Source organism: Peterkaempfera griseoplana (assembly GCF_001418575.1).
In the GTDB taxonomy this organism is placed as follows: Bacteria; Actinomycetota; Actinomycetes; order Streptomycetales; family Streptomycetaceae; genus Peterkaempfera; species Peterkaempfera griseoplana.
Map to the genome: position 1 here is coordinate 1 of NZ_LIQR01000015.1, position 25078 is coordinate 25078.

The 25078-nt window shown below is 73.1% G+C and carries 26 protein-coding genes and 1 pseudogene; 9 read left to right on the top strand and 18 right to left on the bottom strand.

Translation table 11 applies throughout. The features are described 5' to 3' along the window. Both AOK09_RS01190 and AOK09_RS01195 read right to left on the bottom strand, forming a co-directional pair. Positions 1-213: pseudogene (locus AOK09_RS01190) on the bottom strand (hydrolase); the annotation flags it as partial. Between the two features lie 239 nt (positions 214-452). Next, a complete protein-coding gene (locus tag AOK09_RS01195) occupies positions 453-1388 on the bottom strand; it encodes a DMT family transporter (protein WP_055585192.1) in 936 nt (311 codons plus the stop codon). Between the two features lie 305 nt (positions 1389-1693). Here AOK09_RS01195 and AOK09_RS01200 point away from each other — a divergent pair, with 305 nt between their 5' ends. The 4 genes from AOK09_RS01200 (at position 1694) to AOK09_RS01215 (ending at position 5081) form a co-directional block, all read left to right on the top strand. Beyond that, positions 1694-2617 carry an acyl-CoA thioesterase gene (locus AOK09_RS01200; protein ID WP_322973142.1) on the top strand — a complete coding sequence of 308 codons (924 nt, stop codon included), beginning with the start codon at positions 1694-1696 and terminating at the stop codon, positions 2615-2617. A gap of 223 nt (positions 2618-2840) precedes the next feature. Beyond that, on the top strand, positions 2841-3395 hold the full coding sequence (locus AOK09_RS01205) for a Rieske (2Fe-2S) protein (RefSeq protein WP_169796978.1): 555 nt from the start codon (positions 2841-2843) through the stop codon (positions 3393-3395). A gap of 86 nt (positions 3396-3481) precedes the next feature. Beyond that, entirely contained in the window at positions 3482-4342 is an 861-nt protein-coding gene (locus AOK09_RS01210; protein WP_055585193.1) for a phospholipid scramblase-related protein, read from the top strand. Between the two features lie 121 nt (positions 4343-4463). After that, entirely contained in the window at positions 4464-5081 is a 618-nt protein-coding gene (locus AOK09_RS01215) for a TetR/AcrR family transcriptional regulator (protein ID WP_055585194.1), read from the top strand. Between the two features lie 94 nt (positions 5082-5175). Here the strand turns inward: AOK09_RS01215 and AOK09_RS01220 are convergent, their stop codons facing one another. From AOK09_RS01220 to AOK09_RS01240, 5 genes are all read right to left on the bottom strand, one after another. Beyond that, a complete protein-coding gene (locus tag AOK09_RS01220) occupies positions 5176-5418 on the bottom strand; it encodes a hypothetical protein (RefSeq protein WP_055585195.1) in 243 nt (80 codons plus the stop codon). A 126-nt stretch (positions 5419-5544) separates the two neighbouring features. Further along, positions 5545-6018 carry a hypothetical protein gene (locus AOK09_RS01225; protein ID WP_063795799.1) on the bottom strand — a complete coding sequence of 158 codons (474 nt, stop codon included), beginning with the start codon at positions 6016-6018 and terminating at the stop codon, positions 5545-5547. A 48-nt stretch (positions 6019-6066) separates the two neighbouring features. Further along, positions 6067-6984 carry a helix-turn-helix domain-containing protein gene (locus AOK09_RS01230; RefSeq protein ID WP_245687060.1) on the bottom strand — a complete coding sequence of 306 codons (918 nt, stop codon included), beginning with the start codon at positions 6982-6984 and terminating at the stop codon, positions 6067-6069. A 42-nt stretch (positions 6985-7026) separates the two neighbouring features. Beyond that, positions 7027-7248 (bottom strand): hypothetical protein, encoded by a 222-nt coding sequence (locus tag AOK09_RS01235; RefSeq protein ID WP_055585197.1) that lies wholly within the window; start codon positions 7246-7248, stop codon positions 7027-7029. A gap of 221 nt (positions 7249-7469) precedes the next feature. Next, entirely contained in the window at positions 7470-7961 is a 492-nt protein-coding gene (locus AOK09_RS01240) for a DUF4188 domain-containing protein (RefSeq protein ID WP_055585198.1), read from the bottom strand. Between the two features lie 84 nt (positions 7962-8045). Between AOK09_RS01240 and AOK09_RS01245 the strand changes: the two genes are divergently transcribed. Then, on the top strand, positions 8046-8735 hold the full coding sequence (locus tag AOK09_RS01245; protein ID WP_055585199.1) for a MerR family transcriptional regulator: 690 nt from the start codon (positions 8046-8048) through the stop codon (positions 8733-8735). A 108-nt stretch (positions 8736-8843) separates the two neighbouring features. Here the strand turns inward: AOK09_RS01245 and AOK09_RS01250 are convergent, their stop codons facing one another. After that, positions 8844-9959 (bottom strand): glycerate kinase, encoded by a 1116-nt coding sequence (locus tag AOK09_RS01250; RefSeq protein WP_169796979.1) that lies wholly within the window; start codon positions 9957-9959, stop codon positions 8844-8846. A gap of 242 nt (positions 9960-10201) precedes the next feature. Between AOK09_RS01250 and AOK09_RS01255 the strand changes: the two genes are divergently transcribed. Beyond that, complete coding sequence (locus AOK09_RS01255; protein ID WP_055585200.1) at positions 10202-10657, top strand: MarR family winged helix-turn-helix transcriptional regulator; 456 nt, start codon at positions 10202-10204, stop codon at positions 10655-10657. A gap of 192 nt (positions 10658-10849) precedes the next feature. Here the strand turns inward: AOK09_RS01255 and AOK09_RS01260 are convergent, their stop codons facing one another. The 5 genes from AOK09_RS01260 to AOK09_RS01280 form a co-directional block, all read right to left on the bottom strand. Further along, positions 10850-12394 (bottom strand): NCS1 family nucleobase:cation symporter-1, encoded by a 1545-nt coding sequence (locus AOK09_RS01260; RefSeq protein ID WP_055585201.1) that lies wholly within the window; start codon positions 12392-12394, stop codon positions 10850-10852. A gap of 302 nt (positions 12395-12696) precedes the next feature. Further along, entirely contained in the window at positions 12697-13728 is a 1032-nt protein-coding gene (locus AOK09_RS01265; RefSeq protein WP_055585202.1) for a TIGR03842 family LLM class F420-dependent oxidoreductase, read from the bottom strand. A gap of 113 nt (positions 13729-13841) precedes the next feature. Further along, positions 13842-15242: a dihydropyrimidinase gene (gene hydA / locus AOK09_RS01270; RefSeq protein ID WP_055585203.1), complete on the bottom strand. Its 1401-nt coding sequence runs from the start codon at positions 15240-15242 to the stop codon at positions 13842-13844. After that, a complete protein-coding gene (locus AOK09_RS01275) occupies positions 15239-16564 on the bottom strand; it encodes an aspartate aminotransferase family protein (RefSeq protein WP_055585204.1) in 1326 nt (441 codons plus the stop codon). The genes hydA and AOK09_RS01275 overlap by 4 nt, the downstream gene beginning before the upstream one ends. Before the next feature lie 22 nt (positions 16565-16586). Continuing rightward, positions 16587-17429 (bottom strand): nitrilase-related carbon-nitrogen hydrolase, encoded by an 843-nt coding sequence (locus tag AOK09_RS01280; protein WP_055585205.1) that lies wholly within the window; start codon positions 17427-17429, stop codon positions 16587-16589. Positions 17430-17727: 298 nt separating this feature from the next. Here AOK09_RS01280 and AOK09_RS01285 point away from each other — a divergent pair, with 298 nt between their 5' ends. Continuing rightward, the gene (locus tag AOK09_RS01285) at positions 17728-17958 is read left to right on the top strand and encodes a hypothetical protein (RefSeq protein ID WP_055585206.1); all 231 of its coding nucleotides are present in this window, start codon (positions 17728-17730) and stop codon (positions 17956-17958) included. A gap of 163 nt (positions 17959-18121) precedes the next feature. Here AOK09_RS01285 and AOK09_RS01290 read toward each other — a convergent pair whose 3' ends face one another. After that, positions 18122-19789 (bottom strand): DUF2398 family protein, encoded by a 1668-nt coding sequence (locus tag AOK09_RS01290; protein ID WP_055585207.1) that lies wholly within the window; start codon positions 19787-19789, stop codon positions 18122-18124. Positions 19790-19832: 43 nt separating this feature from the next. Beyond that, positions 19833-20195 (bottom strand): YkvA family protein, encoded by a 363-nt coding sequence (locus AOK09_RS01295; RefSeq protein ID WP_055585208.1) that lies wholly within the window; start codon positions 20193-20195, stop codon positions 19833-19835. Between the two features lie 82 nt (positions 20196-20277). On the opposite strand from AOK09_RS01295, the gene AOK09_RS01300 reads away from it, so the two are divergent. Beyond that, complete coding sequence (locus AOK09_RS01300) at positions 20278-21189, top strand: sterol desaturase family protein (RefSeq protein WP_055585209.1); 912 nt, start codon at positions 20278-20280, stop codon at positions 21187-21189. Beyond that, positions 21186-21878 carry a lysoplasmalogenase gene (locus AOK09_RS01305; protein WP_055585210.1) on the top strand — a complete coding sequence of 231 codons (693 nt, stop codon included), beginning with the start codon at positions 21186-21188 and terminating at the stop codon, positions 21876-21878. Before AOK09_RS01300 ends, AOK09_RS01305 begins: the two co-directional genes overlap by 4 nt. Here AOK09_RS01305 and AOK09_RS01310 read toward each other — a convergent pair. The 3 genes from AOK09_RS01310 to AOK09_RS01320 are packed head-to-tail and all read right to left on the bottom strand — an operon-like array spanning position 21871 to position 24934. Then, positions 21871-22710 (bottom strand): carbohydrate ABC transporter permease, encoded by an 840-nt coding sequence (locus tag AOK09_RS01310; RefSeq protein WP_055585211.1) that lies wholly within the window; start codon positions 22708-22710, stop codon positions 21871-21873. The genes AOK09_RS01305 and AOK09_RS01310 overlap by 8 nt on opposite strands. Then, the gene (locus AOK09_RS01315; protein WP_063795801.1) at positions 22707-23654 is read right to left on the bottom strand and encodes a carbohydrate ABC transporter permease; all 948 of its coding nucleotides are present in this window, start codon (positions 23652-23654) and stop codon (positions 22707-22709) included. Before AOK09_RS01315 ends, AOK09_RS01310 begins: the two co-directional genes overlap by 4 nt. Beyond that, the gene (locus tag AOK09_RS01320) at positions 23651-24934 is read right to left on the bottom strand and encodes an ABC transporter substrate-binding protein (RefSeq protein ID WP_245687061.1); all 1284 of its coding nucleotides are present in this window, start codon (positions 24932-24934) and stop codon (positions 23651-23653) included. Before AOK09_RS01320 ends, AOK09_RS01315 begins: the two co-directional genes overlap by 4 nt. Between the last annotated feature and the right edge of the window lie 144 nt (positions 24935-25078).

A 25078-nucleotide genomic window follows, 5' to 3' on the forward strand; every position in this document is an offset into this window, starting at 1 on the left:
CACCACGACCCAGGCCGCCGCCAGCCGTCCTGCGGCGGCCTGGGTCGTGGTGCACTCCGCGGCGTAGCGGAACACCGCCTCCCAGTGCCGGGTGAGAAGCTCCTCGGCGGACCGGGCCGGATCGTCGTCCGGTCCGTTGCGGCGTATCGCCTTGGCCAGTGCCTGGTCGGAGAGGCTCGCCGGATCGGCGGGAACGGGGGGAAGGTCGGTCACCGGAGCCTGGACCTCGCAGGGATGAGGTGTGGTGGGGAGCGGGTGCCCGGCGGCGGCCCTGCCGGGGCCCGCCCGGGCTGCCGGAAGTCGGGGACTCCCGGCGGCCCGGGGGGCCACACATTACAGTCGGTCAGCCGGCGCAGTGGCGGAAATGTCGTGAACTCATCATAAACGGTCACCGTCCGGACACTTCACGGCCCGGCTTCCCGCCCAGCCGGTCGCCGACCAGGCGGCCGCGGTCACTGCGGGGCGCTCACCGGCCCGGTCCGCTCCGCCCTGGCCAGCACCACGACCCCGGCCAGCAACAGCGCGGTGCCGGCCGCCGCGGCCGGGGTCAGCCGCTCCCCGAAGGCGGACACCGCCAGCAGCAGCGCCGCCAGCGGTTCCAGCATCATCAGCACCGACACCGTGGTCGCCCGGACCACCGTGGCGGCGGCGAAGAAGAGCCCGTACGCCAGCGCCGAGGGCACCGCGCCCAGATACCCGAGCAGCAGCAGCGACCGCTCCAGATGGCCGCCGCCGGGCAGCAGGTCGCCGCCCCGGCAGGCCGGGAGCAGCAGCACCGCCCCGACCACGAAGCCGGCCAGCGCCGCGTCGTACGGCTCGGCACCGCTGCCGCGCCCGTGCTGGCCCAGCAGATTGACGAAGGCGCAGCCGGCCGCGGAGACCAGTGCGCAGACGAAGCCGAGCAGTGGGGAGCCGCCGGTGCCGGTCCCGCCGGCCGAGCCGAGGGCGAGCAGCAGCAGCCCGGCGACGGCCAGGGCGACGGTGCCGGAGCCCGCCCGGCCCAGCCGTTCGCCCAGCACCAGCCGGGCGCCGACGGCGGTGAACACCGGCACCGTGCCCATGGTGACCGCGGTGCCGACGGCCAGTCCCGCCTGGTCGACGGCGGCCAGATAGGCGGTCTGGAAGACCGCCATGCACAGTCCGACCAGGAGCTGCCGGGGCCGCAGCACCCGGCGGGCCGTCCAGCGGCCGAGACCCAGCAGCGGCCGGGCGGCCAGCAGCAGGAGGGCACCGAGGGCGAACCGCCAGAACGAGACGGCCAGGGGGCCGAGGCCGCTGATGTGGTGCAGCGCGGTGGCCGCGGCCCCGGCGGTGCCCCACGCGGCGGCGGCGACGGTGGCGTAGAGGAGGCCCCGCCCGACGGGCAGGGTGGTGCGCGTGTGCGCCATGGTGATGGTCTCCGAAAGGTGATGGGTGCCTGCCTGTGTGTCGGGGGCGGCGGGCAGCAGCCATCAGCCCGGCTGCGATACGGCAGTGCCGATCACACCGGGGAGGGGACGCGGAGCGTCCCGGGGCGGCCCGCCTAGCGGACCGGCGGGGAGAGTTCGTGGAGACCCATGGGGGGCAGCCTAGCAACCGTGCCGGACGCGCCCAGGACGAGAACAGGTTGCAGTCCGCCGTACGGCCCCCTTTGCCTACCTGCGGGTAACACAGGTCACATCGGACCTGCGGCATGTTCTGCGACCATGTCGCCGTGACAGACGTGACAGGCGTGACCGACGAGTCGGCGGAGACCGGAACTGCCGGGGGTTCGTTCCCGGAGCTGCTGCGCCTCGACGAGATAGACAAGAACCTGTTCCGTGGCAGCTGCCACGCCGGGGCCCCGCTGCGGGCGTTCGGCGGCCAGGTCGCGGCGCAGGCCCTCACCTCGGCAGGGCGGACGGTCGGGGCGGACCGGGCGGTGCACTCGCTGCACGGGTACTTCATCCGGCCCGGCGACCCCCGGCGGCCCATCGTCTACGAGGTGGAGCGCGTACGCGACGGCCGTTCCTACACCACCCGGCGGGTCACCGCAGTGCAGCGCGGGGAGGCCATCTTCACCCTCTCCGCCTCCTTCAAGGAGCCCGAGACCGGCGCCGAGCGCCAGCGCACCGCGCCCACCGTGACACCCCCCGAGGAACTGCCCGACCCCTATCTCGCCTGGGCCGAGGCGGACCCCGACGGGTATGCGCGGTCGGCCGCGGCGCGGACGCTGCAGATGCGCTTCGTCCCGGCCGACTCCCCCGGCCTGCCGCCGGAGCAGCCCGGTATGCCGCAGCAGTTCGTCTGGCTGCGGTCCGCGACACCGCTGCCCGCGGACGACCCGCTGCTGCACGTCTGCGCGCTCACCTACCTCTCCGACCTGACGCTGGCCTCCACCACTGCGATGCACCTCCAGCCGCCGCGCTTCCGGCGCCAGGAGCCGCCCCGGCTGACGCTGGCCTCGCTGGACCATGCGATGTGGTTCCACCGGCCCTTCCGTGCCGACGAGTGGCTGCTGTTCGCCCAGCGCAGCCCCTCCTCCGCCGACGGCCGCGGGCTGGCCATCGGCGAGTTCTACGACACCGCGGGCTCCCTGGTGGCCTCCGCCGTCCAGGAGGCGCTGGTACGGGAGCGCCGCGCCCCGGCCGAGGGCTGAGATTTCCGTTCCGGGTGTTGAACACCGGCGGGCCCGGCTCCGTATAGAACCCTGTAGACACTGCGGACGCCCCGGTCGCCGGGCCGTGTCCAGGCCTGCCGGAAGGAGCGCGAGCGATGGACCGCCTGGTGTGCGCACCCGGGCTCCGGCCCGGCGGGAGTTCAGACGTCCGAGCCCGCCGGCGGATCCGGCCGGCGGCCTTCAGTTCCCCACGGAGTAGCTGATGTCCCTGATGCAGAACACCGCCGACGCCACCGGAGCCCCCCAGGGGCCCGAGCACCCCTGCGGCTGCGCCCAGGCGCAGCCGCAGAACGGCCTGCCGCGCCGCGCCGCGGTGCTGGCCGGTGTCGGTCTGGCGGCGGCGCTGGCAGCCGGCTGCTCCAGCAACGGAGGCTCCCAGACCGTCTCGGTGCCCGCCGGCGACGCACCGGGCGGCGACCCGGCGTCCTCCCCGGCCGCGGGCGGGGGCGGCAGCGGTGACGCCGCCGCGGCGGGCCAGGCGCTGGTGAAGACCTCGGAGGTGCCGGTGGGCGGCGGGGTGGTGGTCGACAAGAAGTACGTGGTCACCCAGCCGCAGCAGGGCCAGTTCAAGGCCTTCTCGGCGATCTGCACCCATGCCGGCTGCCCGGTGAGCTCGGTCTCCGGGGGAACCATCAACTGCCCCTGTCACGGCAGCAAGTTCCATGTGGCCGACGGATCGGTGGCCGGCGGCCCCGCCCCGTCCGCCCTGGCGCCGCAGAACATCACGGTGAGCGGGGGCTCCGTGCACCTCGCGTGACGGCGCCCGCACGGGGGACGCACCCGGGGCCCCGGCCGCCTGAGGTGCGTTCCCCGCTGTCGGGTCTTCGGGATACGCTCCAGGGCGTGACGACCGCAACCACTCCTCCTGGCTGGTATCCGGACCCCCACGGCGTTGCCGCGCTGCGCTGGTGGGACGGCTCCCGCTGGACCGAGCACACGCACGCCGGCACCGGTGGCGGTACCGTCCCGCCGCAGCAGCAGGCTCCCGCCGTGCAGAGCAGCTCCTCCGCGTGGGAGATCCCGATCGAGAGCCCCCACAACGCCGATCGCATCCGGCAGCAGGTGCAGCAGAAGGCCGGCGTGGGGCCGGTCGCCGGGGGCGGCGGCACCCTGTTCACCGAGCCGGTGCTGGTGGTGAACCAGAAGACCAAGCTGATCGAGCTGGCTGCCGAGTACTCGGTCTTCGACCAGAACGGCACCCCGATCGGCTCGGTGGCCGAGATCGGCCAGAGCACGGCCCGCAAGGTCGTCCGCTTCATGACCAGCTGGGACCAGTTCCTCACCCACCGGCTGGAGGTGCGCGACGCCGCCGGCCGCCCGGTGATGCTGCTGACCCGGCCCGCGAAGCTGGTCAAGTCCCGGGTGATCGTGGCCCGGCCGGACGGCGTCCAGCTCGGCGAGATCGTCCAGCAGAACGCCATCGGGAAGATCAACTTCGGGCTGATGGTGGGCGACCAGCAGATCGGCGCCATCAAGGCGGAGAACTGGCGGGCCTGGAACTTCGCCATCACCGACCACACCGGCACCGAGGTCGCCCGGATCACCAAGACCTTCGAGGGTCTCGCCCGGACGATGTTCACCACCGCCGACAACTATGTGGTGCAGATCCACCGGCTGCTGCCCGACCCCCTGCTGAGCATGGTCGTGGCCTCGGCGCTCACCGTGGACACCGCCCTCAAGCAGGACAGCCGCGGGCTGGGCTGAGACCGCGGGGTGGCCCCGGGGGCACGTTCCGTCCCCCGGGGCCACCCGGTTTGCAGTTCCGGCCAAACGACCTGCTCAGGCGCCATACTGCTGCCCCACCGAGTTCCGTATCATGAGCCCTGTGTCCAAGGTTGACCTGTCGCCGCGACCGGTCGAGGCGATGTCCCCCCGCCAGTTGGAGCGACGTCGGAACCTCATCGCGGCAGCCCTCTCCCTGGTGGCCGAGACCGGCGTGGAGCGCCTGCAGATGAAGCAGGTCAGCGAGCGCTCCGGAGTGGCCCTCGGAACCACCTACCGCTACTTCTCCTCGCGGGACCACCTGCTCGCCGCCGCCATCGCCGACTGGCACCGGCTGCTGCTCGCGGACATCGTGGCCGAACTGCGCGGGCCTCGCGCCCCCGCGGCCGCGGTCGACCGGGTGGTCCGCTTCGCGAACCGCGGCATGCGCGCCTACCAGCGGCAGCCGCAGCTGGCCCACCTGCTGGTGTCGGTGGCCGCCTCCACCGACCCCTTCGCCAGTGAGGCCCTGCACACCATGGCACGGGCCGACCGGGAGGCGCTCCTCGCGGTGATGCCGGACGTCCCGCCGTCGGTGCGGGACGTGGTCCAGCACATCGTCGGCAACGTCTGGCAGGGGGAGCTCACCGCCTGGGTCACCGGCCGCACCACGCTGCGGGACGCCCGGCGGCGGCTGGAGGACGTGATCCGGCTGCTGCTCACCCCGTACCACGCCGCATAGCCGGGGCCCGCCGCACCGGCGGGGCCGGCCCGGGGCGGGCGACGGCGGGACAGCGCAGTCCCCGGCCCGGACCGGTCGGGCGTCGGGTCGGGGGTCAGCTGCCGGTACCGGCCGCCATCGCCCGGGCGTGGTCGCTGAGCAGCTTCGCCGTGCTGCGCACCGGGTTGGCCTGGTCGTTGTTCCAGGTGATCCGGTAGCCGTCGTACTCCGGGTAGAAGGAGCCGTCGTCCACCCGCGAGGTGAGCAGCCAGAACTGGTCGCCCGGCGGACCTTCCCCGGCCGGGATCCCCCGGGCCCGGCGACAGGGCGACCCGTCCGTCGCCCCGGCGAGACGCATCCCGGGACGCCTCCGGCAGCGAAGTACGCCGCGACCGCCCGGACGGGCAAGCGCCGCCCCCTCGCAGTCGACCCGCCCGGAAGCCGCACGACCACCACTCCACGGTCACACGGCGCGGGGCCGGGCTCAGCCGAACGCCCGCACCGTGGTCACCCAGGCCTTGCGCAGCGCCGAGTGCAGCCTGCGGGGGTCGGTCAGCAGACCACTGCCGTCCGGGGGGATCAGCCAGTGCAACGGACCGTAGGTCTGGCTCGGCAGCGGCACCCGCAGGGCCCCGCCCAGGCCGGTCGCCCGTACCCCGGTCGCCTGGAGGCCCAGGCCGGGCCAGCGCTCCGCGGTACCGACCGGCACCAGCACACTCACCACGGACTCGGGGACGCACACCAGGGCCGGGCCGACGGCTCCGCCGTAGCGCAGCATGTCGAGCGCCTCCAGGGCCAGCGCCGTCGGTGCGTGCACCACATCCCAGACCAGGCCGGCGGCGAGCTCGGCGGCGCCGTCCGGGTTGCCGTCCCATCCGGCGAGCGCCGTACCCGGCGCGGGCTCCGCACGCAGCAGCCAGCCGACTGCGATGTCCACTCCCGGTGTCCGTCCGGCCATGGCCCGAGCCTAGGTGTGGCTCACCGCAACCGTGGGGAAGATTGCGCATTATTGCGAATCTTGCGCCCCCGATGGAGCATCAGATTCGTTTCTTCCCGGCGAACTTGCCGACTGCTGTGGCAGTGCGGGCCCGGAGGACAGTTCGGCCATCACCCCGGTCAGGATCCGGCGCGCCGCCGTACCGTACGCGGCCGCCTCGGCGTGGCGCGCGAACACCTGCTCGTACAGCGCCACTTCACCGGGATCGGTGAGATTGAGTTCGGCGCTCCAGGTCTCGACCTGCACCAGCCGGTCATCGAAGATCCAGAAGGCGTGCAGCGGCATCAGGGCCAGCGGCGCACCGTCCGGGATGACCCCGAGCCGCAGTGTGCCGAGGGAGCCGATCGCCAGCAGCCGGTCCAGCTGCCCCCGGTGGACCTCCGGTGGGCAGATCCGGGCGCGCAGCGCCGCGGTGGTCAGCACGAAGTGGAACTCCCTGCCCGGTTCGTACAGCACCCGCTGCCGCTCCAGCCGGGCACGCACCGCGGCACCCCCGTCGTCGGGGGTGCCGCGCAGCGCGGTGAGCCGGGCGAAGACATGCCGTGCGTACTCGGCGGTCTGCAGCAGGCCCGGCACCAGGCCCGGTTCGAAGGCCCGCAGCAGCCGGGTGCCGCCGTCCAGTTCCATGGCGACCCGCTGCCGGGGCGCATGGCCCGCCCGCAGTGAGCGGCGCCAGGAGACATAGTGGCTGTCCAGCGCATGCAGCCGGGCGGCGAGGTCGGCGGCTGCCTGGGGGACGCCGACCGCCGCCGCCCAGGCCGCGATGTCGCTCTCGCTCGGTGTCTGCCTGCCGTGCTCGATCCGGGAGACCTTGGAGGGGGCCCAGCCCAGGGCCGCGGCCAGTTGCTTGCCGTTGAGGCCGGCGTCCCGGCGCAGCTGGTGCAGCCAGCCGCCGAGCGCCTCGCGTTCTCGCTGGAAGTCCGACACGGCCATGCTCCTGACGTCCGGCCGCCGCCCCCGGCCGGGAGGCTAGGGCTCCGGCCTGCCGTCCGCCTCACCGGCCGGCGCGAAGTGCAACAGCTCGCTGGGGATCTCCACTGCTGTCTCGCCCGGGAGCAGGTCCTGCAGCTGGGCGACCGCCCCGGGGTCGGTGATCCGGTAGCCCTGGACCACCAGGGTGCCGCGGTCGGTGACGTACAGGGTGGGGCAGTTGCCGTCGGAGGAGGTGGTTCCGAGAAAGGTGAGCTGCATGGAAGGCGGTCCTATGGCGATGGCCCGTACAGCAATTGCCGACTGTCAACAATTGCTAGCACCGCTCCGGCACGGTGCGCAACCGATCCTGACATGCTGTGAGCTGTGAAGCGGCGCAGGCGGGGCGGGACTTGCGGGCGCAAACTCCTGCACGCCGGAGCGCGACCTGGATCGCACAACCCCGGAGCCCCGCCACCGCCGGGGTTCTGGGCCCCTGGCCCTCAGGGCGTCCGGCGGGCGAGCCGGTCCCGGGCTGTCGCACCGCGCCGCTCGACCGGCAGCACTCCGGTGGCCGCGGCCAGGCCGTAGGGCGGCATGTCACCGTAGATCGACTCATAGTTGCCGTCCGGGACCAGATAGGTCTCGTGCCAGATCCCCACATGCCCCCGGGACTTGCGCTGGAGGCGGTTGAGCTTCGTCCACGCGGGGCGGTGCAGCCTGTCCGGTGCGGCCGCGTACTCCAGCAGCTGCTCCTTGCTCCTCCAGTACTGGACCACGTGGTAGGTGCGCGGCGATCCGGTCAGCAGCTGGTACCCCAGCAGCCCGCTCTCCTTGTCGCGTGACAGTTCCCTCAGCATCCGCGGCATGGCGACGAAGACCGGCAGCCAGCGGTGCAGGGCCCAGAAGTGGTTGATGCGCATCCCGATGTGGAAGACCACCAGATCGCCCTCGGCGGCTGCGGTGGTGCGCCCGGGATTCGGACTGCTGAACATTGTGGTTCCCCCTGTGGCTGGTTGGATGACAGCGCTCGCCCCACACTTGGATAGTGACACTCCCCAAGGAAGGCCCACAAGAGGATGCGTCTGGCGGATCTCAGCGAGAAGAGCGGCGTCCCCATCGCCACGATCAAGTACTACCTCCGCGAGGGGCTCGTGCCCCCCGGCCGCCGGATCACCGCGACCCAGGCCGAGTACGACGACTCCCACCTGCGGCGGCTACGGCTGGTACGGGCACTGGTCCAGCTGGGCAAGGTGCCGTTGGCCACCGTGCGCGAGGTGCTCGCCCATGTCGACGACGAGTCCCTGGGCCGCACCATCCGCCTCGGTGCGGCGCTGTGGGCGCTGCCCCACCAGAACGACGCCGACGCCGCCGAGGCCGTCTCCGCCGGAGCACCCGATGTGCAGGACACCGAGGACGACCCGGCCACCGTCACCGCCCGCCGCGAGGTCGACCGGCTGCTGAACCGACTCGGCTGGGAGCACTGCCGCGAGCTGGGCGCCCTCTCCCCCGTCTATCGTGACCTGGTCGCCACCGTCGCCGCGCTCACCCGGCTCGGCTACCCCGTCGAGGCCGGCGACCTCGCCCCGTACGCGCGCCACATCGAGCGGATCGCCCAGCACGACCTGGACATCATGGAACGCAGTCCGACGCTGGTGGAACAGGTGGAGATGGCTGTCGCGGGCACCCTGCTCTACGAACCGGTGCTGTTGAACCTGCGCCGCCTCGCCCAGGAGGAGGAGGCCACCCGCCGCTACGGCCTCCAGTAGGGAGCGCCCGTCCACCGCGGGCCCGCCCGATGCCGGCTCGACCGGCCCGGGCCCGGAAGCCGGCCCGGGGGAGCGGTCCGGTGCCCCGTGGAGTCGGCCGCCCCGGCCTCAGCCCGTCAGCAGATCCCTCGCCAGGGCCTCACCGACGCGCTCCAGCAGCGGGCCGGCCTCCGCCATGCAGCGCGCCGGGTCGGGCTCCAGCGCCGTAAGGGCGTAGGCCCGCAGCAGCCCCGCGTCCGCGAGCTGCTGCGGAGTCAGATCGAAGCGGCCGCAGACGGCGACCACCGGCAGATCATGGCGGCGGGCCGCCTCGGCGACCCCGGCGGGGGCCTTGCCGTGCAGGGTCTGGGCGTCCAGTGAGCCCTCCCCGGTCACCACCAGGGTCGCCCGCTGCAGGGCGCGCTCGAAGCCCAGCACCTCCAGGAGCACCTGGATGCCGGGGCGGCGCACCGCGCCGAGGACCGTCAGCGCTCCATAGCCCACGCCTCCCGCCGCCCCCGCGCCCGACTGCTCGGCGGCCGCACGCCCCAGGCAGGCCGCCAGTCGGGCCAGGCCCGCGTCCAGGAGCGCCACATCCGCCGGACCGGCGCCCTTCTGGGGCCCGTACACCGCCGCCGCGCCTTTCTCGCCGAGCAGCGGGTTGTCCACATCGGAGGCGAGCACCAGCTCGGTGCTCCCGTCGGCCAGACGCCGGTCGAGGCCGCGGACGTCGACCCTTTCGAGGGCGGTGAGTGCGCCGCCGCCGGGCGGCAGCGGAGCGCCGGCAGCGTCGAGGAGGCGGACGCCGAGCGCCGCGAGCATGCCGGCCCCGCCGTCGGTGGAGGCGCTTCCGCCGACGCCGAGCACCACCGTGCGGGCTCCGGCGTCCAGTGCCGCGCGGATCAGCTCCCCGGTTCCGCGGGTGTCCGCCGCCAGCGGCTGCAGGCGGCCTCCCGGCAGGCGGCGCAGCCCCGACGCCTCGGCCATCTCGACCACCGCCGTGTCACCGCGCACCGCGAAGGCCGCCCGCACCGGGTCGCCGAGCGGCCCGGCCACCAGCGCCTCCCGGCGTTCGAAGCCGGCCGCCACCGCGGCGTCCACGGTGCCGTCGCCGCCGTCGGCGACCGGCAGCTCGGTCACCGGCAGGCCCGGCTCGACCCGCCGCAGCCCGGCGGTGAGGTGCCGGGCCACCTCCACGGCGGTGAGCGAGCCCTTGAACTTGTCGGGGGCGAGCAGCAGATGCATCGGGCGGGCAGGGCTCACGGTGGTCCTTCCGTTCCGTCGGCGCCGCGGTCTGCGGGTGGGACGGTGCCACCCTGCCAGGTCACGGCCGGGTGCGCACCGACCGGCGAGCACGGCGGCCGCACGGATCCTCCGGCGCGGCACGCCGGGCGTCCTTTGTGCCGTACGCACAGTGGATGCACCATGCACGTATATGCCCGCGGGCATACTGACCCGCAGGAACGACGGATCGGAGCAGAGCTCGCATGGACAAGCCCACCAAGTTGATCGAGTACGAGACGATGCTGCTGGGCCGACACGTCCATATGAGCGCCCGCAGCAAGCGCACCAGCGCCGAGCTGGACCGGAGCGCCTACATCCTGCTGAGCCGCCTCCGCATGGAGGGCCGCCCCATGTCCATCGGGCAGCTGAGCGAGGCCTTCGGCCTGGACGCCTCCACCCTCAACCGGCAGACCGCGGCGATGATGCGCGCCGGGCTGCTGGAGCGCATTCCGGACGAGGAGGGTGGTATCGCCCGCAAGTTCCGGGTCACCGAGGAGGGCACCCGGCGGCTGGAGGACGCGCGCAACGAGCTGGTCGCCGGGCTGGACAAGGTCCTGGCCGACTGGACGCCGGAGGAGGTGGCCGGGTTCGCCGCCTTCCTCAAGCGGTTCAACACCGACATCGAGCGCCTGGACGGGCGGATCTGGCCCCGCCCCTGAGCGCGCCCGTCCCGGCCACCCGGCACCCCGCCGCACGGCGGGTGCGTCCGCCCCGGCCCCGCGGTCCGGCCGCTGCCCGGCGGAGGGTGCCGGGCCGGGCCGCGTACGGTTGCCGCCTCGCCTCCGGCCCGGCCGTGCCATGACCGCCCCGCCGGCCGGGCAGGGCGGTCATGGCACCGATGCGACGGGACGTCAGTCGCTTTGTGAATTACCGAGGTTGAGCACGGCGTACAGCACGAAGGCGGAGGCCAGGCCGACTGCCCAGCCGTAGTCGGCCAGGGGCTTGAGGAAGGGGATGATGCCGTCCACGGGGAACGGGCCCTGCTTCACGCCCTTGACGACGGTCGAGTAGGAGCCGCCGACGGCGAGCACTCCACCGACCGCGAAGGCGAGGACGGCCCGGAGGTTCCAGCCTCCGGTGTACCAGTAGCGGCCGTCGGTGCGGTACAGCTCGGCCAGGTGCAGCCGGGTGCGGCGGATCAGCCAGTAGTCCGCGATCAGGATGCCCGCCACGGTGCCCAGCAGGCCGCCCACCACCCCCAGCCAGGTGAAGATGTAGACATGGGGGTTGGCGATCAGCTTCCACGGCATGATGACGATGCCGATCACCCCGGTGACCAGCGCCCCGGTACGGAAGTTGACGAAGCGTGGGAGCAGGTTGGACAGGTCGTAGGCGGGTGACACCACGTTGGCCGCGATGTTCACGGACAGGGTGGCCACCATCACGATGAGGAGCGCGAAGAGCGCGCCCACGACATTGCTCATTCTGGCGCTGAGCGCGATCGGGTCCCAGATCGGCTCCCCGTAGACGGCCTGGGAGCCGGAGGTCACCAGCACCGACAGCACCGCGAAGAGGGTCATCGTGGTGGGCAGGCCCAGCGCCTGGCCCCGGATCTGAGCACGCTGGCTGCCGCCGAACCGGGTGAAGTCCGGGATGTTGAGGGAGAGGGTCGACCAGAAGCCGATCATGCCCATCAGGGAGGGGAAGAAGACCTTCCAGAAGGAGGCGCCCCAGCCCAGCGCGGACGGCTGGTCCAGCAGCGGGCCGAAGCCGCCCGCCTTGGCGGCCATGAAGCCCAGCAGCGCCAGTGCGCCCACGATGACCAGCGGCGCCGCCCAGTTCTCGACCCGGCGGAGGGTCTCCATGCCCCGGGTGATCACCGCGATCTCGATCAGCCAGAAGACCAGGAACGAGAGCCACTGCGTCCAGGGCGTGCCCAGCACATGACTGGCCGTCAGCCAGTCGTGGCCCAGCACCTTGCCGGCGAGCAGATAGATGCCCTCCCCGCCGATCCAGGTCTGGATGCCGAACCAGCAGCAGGCCACCGCCGCACGGACCAGGGCGGGCAGGTTGGCTCCCCGCAGCCCGAAGGAGGCGCGGGCGAAGACCGGGAAGGGGATGCCGTACCTGGTGCCCGCGTGCCCGGTGAGCAGCATCGGCAGCAGCACGATCACATTGGCCAGGGCGATGGTGAGGACCGCCTGCTTCCAGTCCATGCCGAGCGCCACCAGTCCGGACGCCAGCGTCCAGGACGGGATGCAGTGGGCCATCCCCACCCACAGGGCGAGGTAGTTGTAGGTTCCCCAGGTCCGGCGCTCGAGCGGCACCGGCGCCAGGTCGCCGTTGGCGAAGCGCGGGTTGTCCAGGACCGCGGTGTCGGCCAGGGACACCCGGCCGTCGGGGTGGACCTGCTGGAGTCCGGACGGATCGGTCAGGGCCTGTGGGCTGGAGGACATCAGGGGCCACCTCGGATCGCAGAGTCTCGTGTGGGGACGTGACACCCCCGGGAGCCCGCAAGCCGGCCCCGGGCCGAACGTGGAGAGCACCGCCCGGCCCCCCGTGGCCGGCCGGTCCGCGGCCGCGCCCCGGCCGGGAGGACGGGACGTACGGCCGTACGGGCGTCCGACCCCACGGCCAGGACGCGGGCCAGGGCGCGGGAAGGGACGGCAGGACCCGAGGACGTGACCCGCCGGGAGGGAGGAGGGGCGAGAGGGATGCGGATGAGGAGCGAAGGGTCGGGACGGGTGGCGCCGGTACGTCAGGCGGTGGTGGCTGCGGACACCGCGGGGATCACGGATGAGCCGTAGGCGTCAATGGTCTGCTCCACGGCGTCGTGCATCGCATAGACCGCGAACTGGTCGACGCCCAGTGAGCGCAGCTGCTCCAGTCGGGCGATCTGCGCCTCGGCCGGACCGACCAGGCAGAAGCGGTCCACGATCTGGTCGGGGACGAAGGCGGTGTCGGGGTTCCCTGCGCGGCCGTGGTGGCTGTAGTCGTACCCGTGGCGCTCCTTGATGTAGTCGGTGAGCGCCTCGGGGACCATCGAGGAGTGCTCCCCGTAGCGGGAGACCAGGTCGGCGACATGGTTGCCGACCATGCCGCCGAACCAGCGGCACTGCTCGCGGGCATGCGCCAGGGCGGCCGGGGAGTCGTCGGCGGTGACATAGGCGGGGGCCGCCACACAGATGGTGACGGCGTCGGGGTCGCGGCCGGCTTCGGCGGCGGCGCTGCGTACCGCCTTGACCATCCACTCGGTGAGGTAGGGGTCGGCGAGCTGCAGGATGAAGCCGTCGGCCTGACGGCCGGTGAGGGCGAGCGCCCTGGGCCCGTAGGCGCCCATCCAGATCGGCAGCCGGGCTCCGGGCCTGACCCAGGGCAGCCGCATGGCGGTGCCGTCGATCTCCGTCTCACGGCCCTCCGCCAGCTCCTTGATGGCGTGCATGGCCCGGCTGAGGCGGTCCAGGGTGGCGGGGCTGCGGCCGGCCACCCGCATGGCGGAGTCGCCCCGGCCGATGCCGCAGACCAGCCGGTTGCCGTACATGTCGGTGAGGGTGGCGAAGAGGGAGGCGGTGACCTCCCAGGTGCGGGTGGCCGGGTTGGTGACCATGGGGCCGACGGTGAGCCGCTCGGTCTCGGCGAGGATGCGGCTGTAGATGACGAAGGGTTCCTGCCACAGCACACAGGAGTCGAAGGTCCAGCCGTGGGTGAAGCCCGCCCGCTCGGCGCGTTTCATCCGCTCGACCAGCAGCTGGGCGGGCGGGTCGGTCTGGAGTACGAGGCCGATGTCCACGGGGTCCTCCTGGGGGTGTGCGGAGCCGCCGCCCGGACCTCCGGGGCCCGCGGGATGCGGGGCCGGCCGTCCGGGCGGACGGTGCGGTGCGGTGCGTCCGGCGGGACGCCGGGTCAGCCGAGGTACTGGCAGGTGGCGCGGGGCTGGTAGCGGCCGTGACCGGCCCGGCCGAGCCACGTTCCGGCGTCGACCACGACGGTGCCGCGGGAGAGCACGGTGCGGGCCCGTCCGGTGATCTGCTTCCCCTCGTAGGCGGAGTAGTCGACGTTCATGTGGTGGGTGGCGGCCGAGAGGGTCTGGGTCGCCGCGGGGTCGTACACCACGATGTCGGCGTCGGCGCCGGGGGCGATGGTGCCCTTGCGGGGGTGCAGCCCGAACATCCTGGCGGGGGTGGCGCAGGCGATGTCGATCCAGCGGCGGCGGGTGATGTGCCCGTCCAGGACCGCCTGGTGGAGCAGGTCCATCCGGTTCTCCACACCGGGCAGCCCGTTGGGGATCCTGGAGAAGTCGCCCAGACCCAGCTCCTTCTGCCCCGAGAAGCAGAAGGGGCAGTGGTCGGTGGAGACCACCTGGAGGTCGCCGGTGCGCAGCCCCTTCCACAGCTCGGCCTGGTGTTCCCTGGGCCGCAGCGGGGTGGAGCAGACGTACTTGGCGCCCTCGAAGCCGGGCTCGGCCAGGTTGTCGGTGGAGAGGAAGAGGTACTGGGGGCAGGTCTCGCCGAAGACCGGGAGGCCCTGCCGGCGTGCGGTGGCCAGCTCGGCGACGGCGGAGGCCGCGGAGACATGGACCACGTACAGCGGTGCGCCCGCCACCTGGGCGAGCTTGATCGCGCGATGGGTGGCCTCCGCCTCCAGCAGCTCGCGGCGGACCTCCCCGTGGTAGCGGGGGTCGGTCCGCCCGGCGGCCAGGGCCTGCTCCACCAGGACGTCGATGGCGATGCCGTTCTCCGCGTGCATCATGATCAGACCGCCGTTGGCGGCGCCGCGCTGCATGGCCCGCAGGATGCGTCCGTCGTCGCTGTAGAAGACCCCGGGGTAGGCCATGAACATCTTGAAGGAGGTCACCCCCTCCCCCACCAGGGCGTCCATCTCCTTGAGGCTGCTCTCGGTCACATCGGAGAGGATCATGTGGAAGCCGTAGTCGACGGCGCAGTTGCCCTCGGCCTTGGCGTGCCAGGCGTCCAGCCCCGCCCGCAGCGAGGAGCCGACCGACTGGATGGCGAAGTCCACGATGGTGGTGGTGCCGCCCCAGGCGGCGGCGCGGGTGCCGGTCTCGAAGGTGTCGGCGGCGGTGGTGCCGCCGAACGGCATCTCCATGTGGGTGTGGGCGTCCACCCCGCCCGGGATGACGTAGTGCCCGGTGGCGTCGATGACGGTCTCGGCGGTCCAGCCGTCGGCCACCGTACTGCCGGTGGTGGCGAGGGCGACCACCTGCTCGCCCTCGATCAGCACATCGGCCCGGACCTCTTCGGCGGCGGTGATGACCAGGCCGCCGCGGATGACGGTGCGGCTCACGAAGCCTGCTCCTTCCCGGCGGTGTCACCGGCCAGCTCAAGTGCCCGGACGAGGAGGTCCACGCCCTCCTCGGCCTCGGCGGTGCTCAGGGAGAGCGGTGGGGCGATCCGCAGCACATTGCCCTGGCGGCCCCCCTTGCCGATCAGCAGGCCCAGCTCCCGTGCGTGCTCCAGCGCCGCGGTGGCGGCGGCGGGCGAGGGGCTGCCGTCGGCTCCGACCAGTTCGACGCCGATCATCAGCCCCCGGCCGCGGACCTCCCCGACGACCGGCAGCCGCCCGGCGGCCTCCCGCAGCCGGCCCAGCAGCAGTGCCCCGGTGGTACGGGCGTTGGCCTGCAGGTCGTTCTCCAGCAGATGCCGCAGGTTGGCCAGCGCCCCGGCGGTGGTGACGGGGCTGCCGCCGAAGGTGGAGATGGAGTTGGCGCCCAGGCAGTCCATCACCTCGGCGCGGGCGACGACACCGCCCATGGAGAGGCCGTTGCCCACCCCCTTGGCGAAGGTGAGGATGTCCGGTGGCCCGGCGTCGGCATGCGCCTGCCAGCCCCAGAAGTGGTCGCCGGTGCGGCCCCAGCCGGTCTGCACCTCGTCGGTGATCCACAGGATCCCGCGCCGGTCCAGCACCCGTTTGAAGGCGGCGAGGAGGCTGTCCGGCCCGGAGGTGAAGCCGCCGACGCCCTGGATCGGCTCGGCGATCAGCGCTGCCACGGTGCCCTCGGCCTGTCCGAGGACGTCCTCCAGGTCCTCGACGCAGGCGGCGGTGAACTCGCTGTCGGAGAGGTGCGCGAAGGGACCCCTGGTGCGCACCCCGCCGTGGACGTAGAGGGTCTGCAGCGGGGAGAGGCTGGTCGGCGACCAGGAGGTGTTCCCGGTGATGCCCACGGTGCTGAAGGAGCGGCCGTGGTAGCTGTTGCGCAGCGCCAGTACCTGGTTGGAGCGGCGGTACGTGGTCGCCAGCAGCAGCGCGGCGTCATTGGCCTCGGTGCCGGAGGTGGTGAAGAAGACCTTGGCGTCCGGGATGCCGGAGAGCCCGGCGATCTGCTCGGCCAGCTCCACCATGGGCGTGGAGAGGTAGAGGGTGGAGGTGTGCAGGATCCGGCCGGCCTGCTCCGCGACCGCCTTGGCGACCTCGGGCAGCGCATGGGCGGTCATGGTGGTGAGGATGCCGCCGAAGAAGTCCAGGTAGCGGCGGCCCTCGGCGTCCCAGACATGGCGGCCCTCGCCGTGGGTGATCTCGATGGGCTGCCGGTAGTAGGTGGCGAGCCAGGCGGGCGTGACGGCGCGGTGCCGGGCGTGCAGCGCCGCGTGCGGACCGGTGTCGTTCATACGGCTCTGGTGTCCCTTTCCGTCAGGCCTCGGTGAGCGGTCCGTAGGCGTCGGGGCGGCGGTCCCGGTAGAACGCCCAGCCCTGGCGCACCTCCTGGATCAGGTCGAGGTCGAGGTCGCGGACGACCAGTTCCTCGGCCTTGTCGGAGGCGACCTCGCCGACGAACTGGCCGCGCGGGTCCACGAAGTAGGAGGTGCCGTAGAAGTCGTTGTCGCCGTACTCCTCGACGCCGACCCGGTTGATCGCCGCGATGAAGTACTCGTTGGCGACGGCCGCGGCGGGCTGCTCCAGCTGCCACAGGTAGGCGGAGAGCGAGCGGCTGGTGGCGGAGGGGTTGTAGACGATCTCGGCACCGGCCAGGCCGAGGGCGCGCCACCCCTCGGGGAAGTGCCGGTCGTAGCAGATGTACACCCCGACCCGGCCCACCGCGGTGTCGAAGACCGGCCAGCCCAGATTGCCGGGCTTGAAGTAGTACTTCTCCCAGAAGCCCTTGACCTGCGGGATGTGGTGCTTGCGGTACTTGCCGAGGTAGCTGCCGTCGGCGTCGATCACGGCGGCGGTGTTGTAGTAGAAGCCGGCCTGCTCCACCTCGTACACCGGCACCACCAGCACCATGCCGAGTTCCTTGGCCAGTGCCTGCATCCGCACCACGGTCGGGCCGTCGGGCACGGGCTCGGCCCAGCGGTAGTGCTCCGGCTCCTGCACCTGGCAGAAGTACGGCGCGTTGAAGACCTCCTGGAAGCCCATGATCCGGGCCCCCTGGGCGGCCGCCTCGCGGGCGTACCGCTCATGCTGATCGATCATGGACTCCTTGTCGCCCGTCCATTTGGTCTGGACGAGGGCGGCACGGACGATCCTGGACATGAGGCCCCCTCAACTCCGCAGCCCGCAGTGCGGGCGTGCGGCGGTTCGGTCGGCGAACTCTCGCTGTCGATCTACGTGCGTAGAAGCTAGGGCGGGCGAACACCGTGTGGCAATACGCCCGTCGTAACACAAGGAAGACGATCACGTTTCGTGCCCCTGCCGCCATCCTCCTTCCGGGTGATTTCCTGATATGTCCCTTGCGATGCGGACCGAGGAGGCGGACCTTGGACGCCCACAACCCGTCCGGACTTCATGGAGGCGTAAGGACCGTTTAACACCGCTCTGGAAGGCTTTCCCCATGGCACAGAACCGGAACCGCGACCCCCGGCCGGCCTTGGTCGCATCCGCAGCGAGCGCTCCCGCCGGCCACCTCCCCGGGACAGTCTTCCCGCTTCCCCGCCGCCACCGCCGGCTGCTGGCCGCCACCGCGACCGCTGCGGCGCTGCTGCTGGGCACGCTCTCCGCCGGAGCCGTGGTCCAGGTGCACCACGACCCGGTCTCCGCGGCGGCCGCCACCGCGGACCGCTGAGCACGCGGCCCCCGCACACGCACAGCCGGCGGGCGTCCCGCTCACAGCGGGACGGGCTGCCGGACGGGGCCCGCGGTGGACGAACGGGCCCGGAGCCGGGCGCCTCCCCGCACCCCGGCGCCCGCATCCCCTGACGCAGCCGGCCTGCGCCGGAGGCTGCGGGTCAGTGCCCGGCGGTGGTCCGGGCATGACGGCCGGGGCGGGCGGGTACGGCCTGGGCGCCCGGCGCGTACCGTGCCGCCGGCGCCAGCAGGACCCATCCCGTAACGGCCTCGCCGCGCGCCCCGCGCACATCGGCGGCCGCGCTCTCCCCGGCCTCGTCCGCTCCCCCACCGGGCGCCCCACCGGACGCACCCTGGGGCACCCCAACGGACGCCTCGTCGGCGCGCACCGGACCGGCCGGAGCCATCAACTGCATCCGGTGCAGCAGATCCAGGACGTCGCGCCGCAGCGCCGCCCGGTCGGCCAGATACCCGGCCGGCCAGCCGGGACGCCCCCCGTACTCGTCGGCGACATCGCCCAGCACCCCGTCGATCGCGGCGTCCGGCACCGGCACCCCGATCACCGGGCCGGCCGCCGTCCTGGAGACGGCGTCGCCCGGCACCGGGCGCAGCTGCTCCACCAGCCGCTCGGCGAGCAGCAGCGCCGCCCGGGCCAGCACTCCGGCGCCGGGCAGGCAGGGGTCGAGGTCGGAGAGCTCGTCCGCCGGGTCGAGCAGTGCGACGCCCTCGGCCCGGATCTCGGCCTCCAGACCCAGGAAGTCTGCGAAGGTCTCGGCCTCACGGCGCTGCCTGGTGCGCAGCCACCCCCGCTCCCGGGGGGTCAGCTCGTCCAGCAGCACCACCGGGTTCTCGGCCAGCCGGCGCCGCACATAAGTCCGTTCACCACCGGGGCCCGGGTCTGCGGCGCGGCGCACCAGGTCGGCGCCGTCGGCGGCCTCGGCCAGGGGGCCGGCGGGCAGCAGCCTGGCCACGGCGTGGTGGACCAGCAGCCGGCCCTCCCCGGCGTCACCGATCACCTGACGTGACGTCAGTTCGGCCAGGGCGGCGGCGAGCGGGGCCTCCTCGGCGGCGGTCTGCAGTCCGGTGGCGGAGGCCGCGCTGCGGACCTCGGCGTGCAGTTCCCGCAGGGTCGGCGTGCCGGGGAGGTCGGGCAGCGTCGCCAGCACCAGCACCAGCGCCGTGTAGGCGCCCGGGGTGAAAGGTGCGCCGTCCCGGCCGCGCAGACCGCGGCCGCAGCCGGTGCCCAGCCCGGCCTTGAACAGCCGGGCGGCGTGCTCGTCCACCTCCAGGCGATAGCCGAGGAGGCGGTCGAACCGCTGGGCCAGCGCGTCGCTGTGGCGGCGGATCTGCGGCAGGCCGGCCGCCCACGGGCCGGTGGCGGTGATCAGCGGATGGGCGAGCAGCAGCCGGGCCGCGGCGCGGCGCTCGCCGCTCGCGGTGTCGTCCTCGGCGCCGTCGGCGGCGGGCCGCAGCGGCCGGGCGTGGCGGGGCGCTGCGACGGCCCTGGCGGGCGGGGGCTCCACGCCGGGTGCGGGCAGCGCCCGGCCGCGAGGGGCGGTCTGCACGCGCAGTGCGGCGGGCAGCGGGGCGGGCCCGGCCGCCGGGCCGTGCCACCAGCTGGTGTGCGCGGGCGGCGCGGCGCCGGGGCCGGGTACGGTGCCGAGGTGTCTGGCGCCGTAGAGGCCGAAGGCGGCGGCGAAGAGGTCGTGGGCCTGCCCGGGGGTGGATGCGTCGAACCAGCGGGCAAGCCGTCGCAGGTCGTCGGCGGTGGTTCCGCTCGCCGGCCCGGTCAGCTGCATCACGTTCCCCGGCTGCCCGTACTCGTCCATCGCGCTCAGCGTAGGCGATGGCGGCCCGGCGCCGGGTGCCCCCTCAGGGACGGTGCCCCGCCGCCGGGGCGCCGGCCTGCTCCCACGCCAGGAACCGGCCGGACTCGTGCACCAGGGCGCGCAGCGTCCACATCAGCACCCCCGCGTCGTCCATCCAGCCGACGACCGGGATGAAGTCCGGCACCGCGTCCAGCGGGGAGACCAGATAGGCCAGCATCAGCACGGCGCACACCAGCGTTCTGCCGCGCGGCAGATGGGGGTACTCGCCGCGCAGCGCGGTACGGAACAACCTGGGCGCCGCGGCGACCCGCGCCGCCAGCCCCGGGGCGCCCGGCCGCCGGGTCTCCTCGTACAGCGCCCACACCTCGCGGGCGTCCGGGTTCCGCCGCCCCTTGCCTCCGGCCATCTGCCGCTCCCTCCCACTGGATCTCCTACGCGGCGGTAACACCTCTTCCGCCGACGCCCCGGCCCACCTATCGTGTGCCGACATGCCGAACCTGCCCGATGTCGTGCTGTGGTCCATCCCCGCCTTCGTCCTGCTCACCGTCCTGGAGATGGTCTCCTACCGCTTCCATCCGGACGACGACGAGCAGGGTTACACGGGCAGGGACACGGCGACCAGTCTCTCCATGGGGCTCGGCAGTCTCTTCTTCGACGCGCTGTGGAAGATCCCCACCGTCGCGATCTACAGCGCACTGTACGAGCTCACCCCCCTGCGGGTGCCACTGGCCTGGTGGACGGTCCCGCTGATGCTGCTGGCCCAGGACCTCTGCTACTACTGGTCGCACCGCGGACACCATGTCGTCCGCATCCTGTGGGCCTGCCACGTGGTGCACCACTCCAGCCGCCGCTACAACCTCTCCACCGCGCTGCGGCAGCCCTGGACCGGCGCCACCACCTGGATCTTCTATGTGCCGATGATCCTCGCCGGGGTGCACCCGGCGGCCCTCGCCTTCTGTTCCTCGGTCAGTCTGGTGTACCAGTTCTGGATCCACACCGAGCGCATCGACCGGCTGCCCCGGCCGGTCGAACTGCTTCTCAACACTCCTTCCCACCACCGGGTCCACCACGCCTCCCAGGGCGGTTATCTGGACCGCAACTTCGGCGGCATCCTGATCGTCTGGGACCGGCTCTTCGGCACGTTCGCGGCGGAGACCGTACGGCCCGTCTACGGCCTGACCAAGAACATCACCACCCACAACCCGCTGCGGGTGGCCACCCACGAGTACGCCGCCATCGCCCGTGACATCGCCGCGGCCCGCGGCTGGCGCGACCGGTGGGGGCATCTGCTGCGGGGCCCCGGCTGGCAGCCCGAGGGCGCGCCCGGCCGCTCCCGCGCCGGAGCGGGCTCCGGCGCGGACTCCCTGGGTGCGCCCCTGGCCGAGGGCGGCGCGGTATGACGCTCCGTCACCACGGTGCCGCCCGTGTGCTGCTCCTGGCCTTCGCAGCCGCCGGGACCGTCCACCTGATGGCGCTGGCGGCCGGCGTCCCGGCTCTGGCGCACGCCTCCAAACCCGCTCTGATGCTGCTGCTGGCGGCCCATGCGGCGACCGCGGAAGACCGGTTCCCGCGGCTGCTCGCCACCGCCCTGCTGTTCGGTGCGGCGGGCGACACCCTGCTGGAGTCCGGGGCGGACACCGCCTTCCTGGCCGGCATGGGCTGCTTCGCGGCCGGCCATGTCTGCTACGTGGCGCTGTTCACCCGCCACGGGGCCTTCGCGGACCGCCGCCGGGCCGCCGTGCCGATCGCCGCGTACGGGATCCTCTGGGTGGCGCTGATCGCGAGCCTCTGGCCCGGTCTGGGCGGGTTGCGGATCCCGGTGGCGGCCTACAGCCTGCTGCTCACCGCCACGGCGGCGAGTTCGGCCGGGCTCGGTCTGCGCGCCGGTGCGGGCGGCGCCCTCTTCCTGCTCTCCGACGGTCTGATCGCCGCCGGGCTGGCCGACTGGCCGCAACCGCCCGGCCGGGATCTCTGGGTGATGGGGACCTATCTCGCCGCCCAGTACCTGCTCACCAGCGCCGCCCTGCGCCTGCCGCCGCCCGGACCCGCCGCGGTCCGCTCCCCCGGGGCCCGGCCGGCGGTCACTTGACCGCCCCCGCGGCCATGCCCCGGACCAGGTAGCGCTGGAGCGCCAGGAAGCCGGCCACCACGGGGGCGCTGACGACCAGCGACGCGGCCATCACCTGGTTCCAGTAGACGTTGGACTGGGTGGCGTAGGACTGCAGGCCCACGGACAGGGTGCGGGTGGACTCGTCGGTGAGCACGGAGGCGAAGAGGATCTCCCCCCAGGCGGTCATGAAGGCGAAGACCGCCACCGCCGCGATCCCGGGGGCCGCCGCGGGGACGATGATCCGCAGCAGCACCACAGGCGGTGAGGCGCCGTCGACCCGGGCGGCCTCGTCCAGCTCCCGGGGGATGGACTCCAGGTACCCGGTGAGCAGCCAGACGGAGAAGGGCAGCGAGAAGGTCAGGTAGGTGAGGGCCAGCCCGGTGCGGGTGGCGTAGAGCTGGACGCCCAGGTGCCGTTCGAGGTTGACGTAGATCAGGAAGAGCGGCAGCAGGAACAGGATGCCCGGCAGCATCTGGGTGGAGAGCACCACACCGAGGAAGGTGCCCCGGCCGCGGAAGCGGTAGCGGCTGAGGGCGTAGGCGGCGGCCAGTGCGATGACCACCGAGGCCGCGGTGGCGGCGCAGGAGACGACGGCGCTGTTGGCGAAGTAGCGGGCGAGCGGCACGGTGTGCCACATGTCGGAGTAGGGGGCGAGGGTGAGGCTGGTGGGCCACCAGGTGAAGCGGCCCTGGACGTCCCGCAGGGGCTTGAGGGACGACGTCGCCATCACATAGACGGGCAGCAGGGTGAAGACGGCGAGGAGGGCGAGGAGTGCCCAGCGCAGCGGGCGCAGCCAGCGGGGGTTGCTCATCCGGCGCCCGTGCCCCTTCCGGCCCGGCGCAGCATCCGCCCGGCCAGCAGGGGGAGGCCCACGGCGACCGCCAGGAAGGCCAGCAGCAGCACGGACATGGCCGAGCCGAGTCCGAAGTTCCAGGTGATGAAGGACGCCTGGTAGATGTGGATCGCGACCAGGTCGGCGGAGGGCGGCGCCGAGTGGCCGAAGAGGGTGTAGGGGGTGGTGAAGTCGTTGAAGGTCCAGAGGAAGAGCACGATCAGCAGCACCCGGTTGACCGGGGCGAGCACCGGCAGGGTGACCGAGCGCAGCTGCCGCAGCAGGCCGGCGCCGTCCAGTGCGGCGGCCTCGTAGAGCTCCTCCGGGACGGTCTGCAGCCCGGCGGTGAAGGTGAGCAGGGCGAAGGGCCAGGTGCGCCAGAGGTCCACCACCACCAGCGACCAGAAGGCGTTGGGGCCGATCAGCCAGAACGGCCGGCTCCCGGTCAGCCCGAGGGCGTCGACCAGCAGGGCGTTCACCGCTCCGGTGTCCCGCTGCAGCATGAAGCTCCAGGTGATCACCGAGGCGTAGACGGGCAGCGCGTACGGCACCAGGAAGACGGTGCGCAGCAGCGACCGCCCCCGGAAGGCGGGGTGCAGCAGGACGGCCGCGACCAGGCCGGTCAGCCAGGAGAGGCCCACCACCAGGACGGTGAAGGCGAGGGTGAGGGTGAAGGATCGCAGCAGTGCCGCGCCGATCGGCGCCTGGAAGTCCACCGCCAGGCGATAGTTGGCGAGGGTGGGCCCGGGGGCGCTGGTCCAGTTGCGGATCTCGTACACGGTGACCCGGTAGACGCTCATCAGCACCCCCACCGCCATCGGCACCAGATGGACCAGGAGTTCCGCGGCGAGTGCGGGCAGCAGGAAGAGCCATGGCAGTGCCCGGACGGCACGGGACCGGTGCGGCCGCCAGGCGGAGCTCATACGCCGGTCTGCATCTGACTGTTCGCGGCCGCGAGCCGGGCCCGGATCGCGGAACTGTCGACGGTGCGTCCGGCCGCCGCGGTGGCCAGCAACTCCTGGACGGCGCCCCCGACCAGGGTCTCGAACTGCGCCTCCTCGGGGATCATCGGCAGCGGTGCCGAGGTGGTGGCGAGCACCTGCTGGAAGGTCCTCGCCACCGGTGTCCGGAAGGCCGGGTCGTCGTAGGCGGCGGGGGTGACGGGCAGTGAGCCGTACGCCCGGTTGAGGATCTTCTGCTCCTCGGTGCCGGTCATGAAGCCGATGAGGCGCAGCGCTCCGTCCGGGTTGCCGGAGTCGGCCATGGCGGCGATGTTGATGCCCCCGACGAGGCTGGTGACCCGCCGGCCGCCGGGCGGCAGCGGGTCGGGCAGCGGGATGGGGACCACCCCGTAGTCGGCGCGCTTCATCCCGTCGGCCTCGATGGCGGTGGTGCCGTAGGACTGGAGCATCACCATGGCGGCGCGTCCGGTGGCGAAGGCCCGGATGAAGGGGGTGTCGTTGGAGTACTCGGCGCTGGAGGGGTCGGCGATCCGGTCGCGGCCCACCAGGTCGACGTACTGCTGGACGCCGGCGACCATCTGCGGGGAGGCGAAGTCCGGGGTGGAGCCGTGGAAGAGGGCGGCGCCGTGCTGTTTGCCGAAGATGAAGGCGAAGTGGGAGTTCTCGGTGTAGCTGGCCCCCTGGACGGCCATGCCCCAGCGGCCGGCGGCCGGGTCGGTGAGCCGTCTGCCGGCGGCGACCAGTTCGGCCCAGGTGGCGGGCGGCCTGAGTCCGGCCCGGGCGAGGAGGCGCCGGTTGTAGAAGAGGCCGTACGCCAGCCCGTAGAGCGGCACCGCGGCGGGGGGTTTGCCGGGCGCCCCGGTGGAGGCCATGGAGGAGGCCAGGAAGTGGGACCGGCCGCCGACCCTGTCCAGGGTGGCCTGGTCGAAGGGCACCAGGGCGCCGGTGGCCTGGAGCGAGGCGGACCAGGTGTTGCCGATGTTGACGACGTCGGGGCCCCGGCCGGACGCCGCCGCGGCCAGGATCCGGTTGAGCAGGTCCGACCAGGGGATGACCTCCAGATGGACCTCGATGCCGGTGCGGCGGCGGAACTTCTCCAGCTCGGGCTGGAGGATGCGGCGGTCGGCGTTCAGGTCGGCGCCCTGGTTGCTGGCCCAGTACACCAGCCGGTGGCTGTCCCCCGGGCGGCCCGGTCCGGTACCGCACCCGACCGGCGCGGCGGCGCAGAGGAGCGCTGCCACGGCTGTCGCCGCTGCTGCGAGGCGGGGTCTCACTCGGGCGGCCTCCGGGCGGGGGGCGCTGCCGGGACGGGCGGCAGTTCCCCGATGCAACCACTGGAGGCGTTAAGGGTCAAATGTCCGGAACGCGAGTCCTGAGGGTTGGCC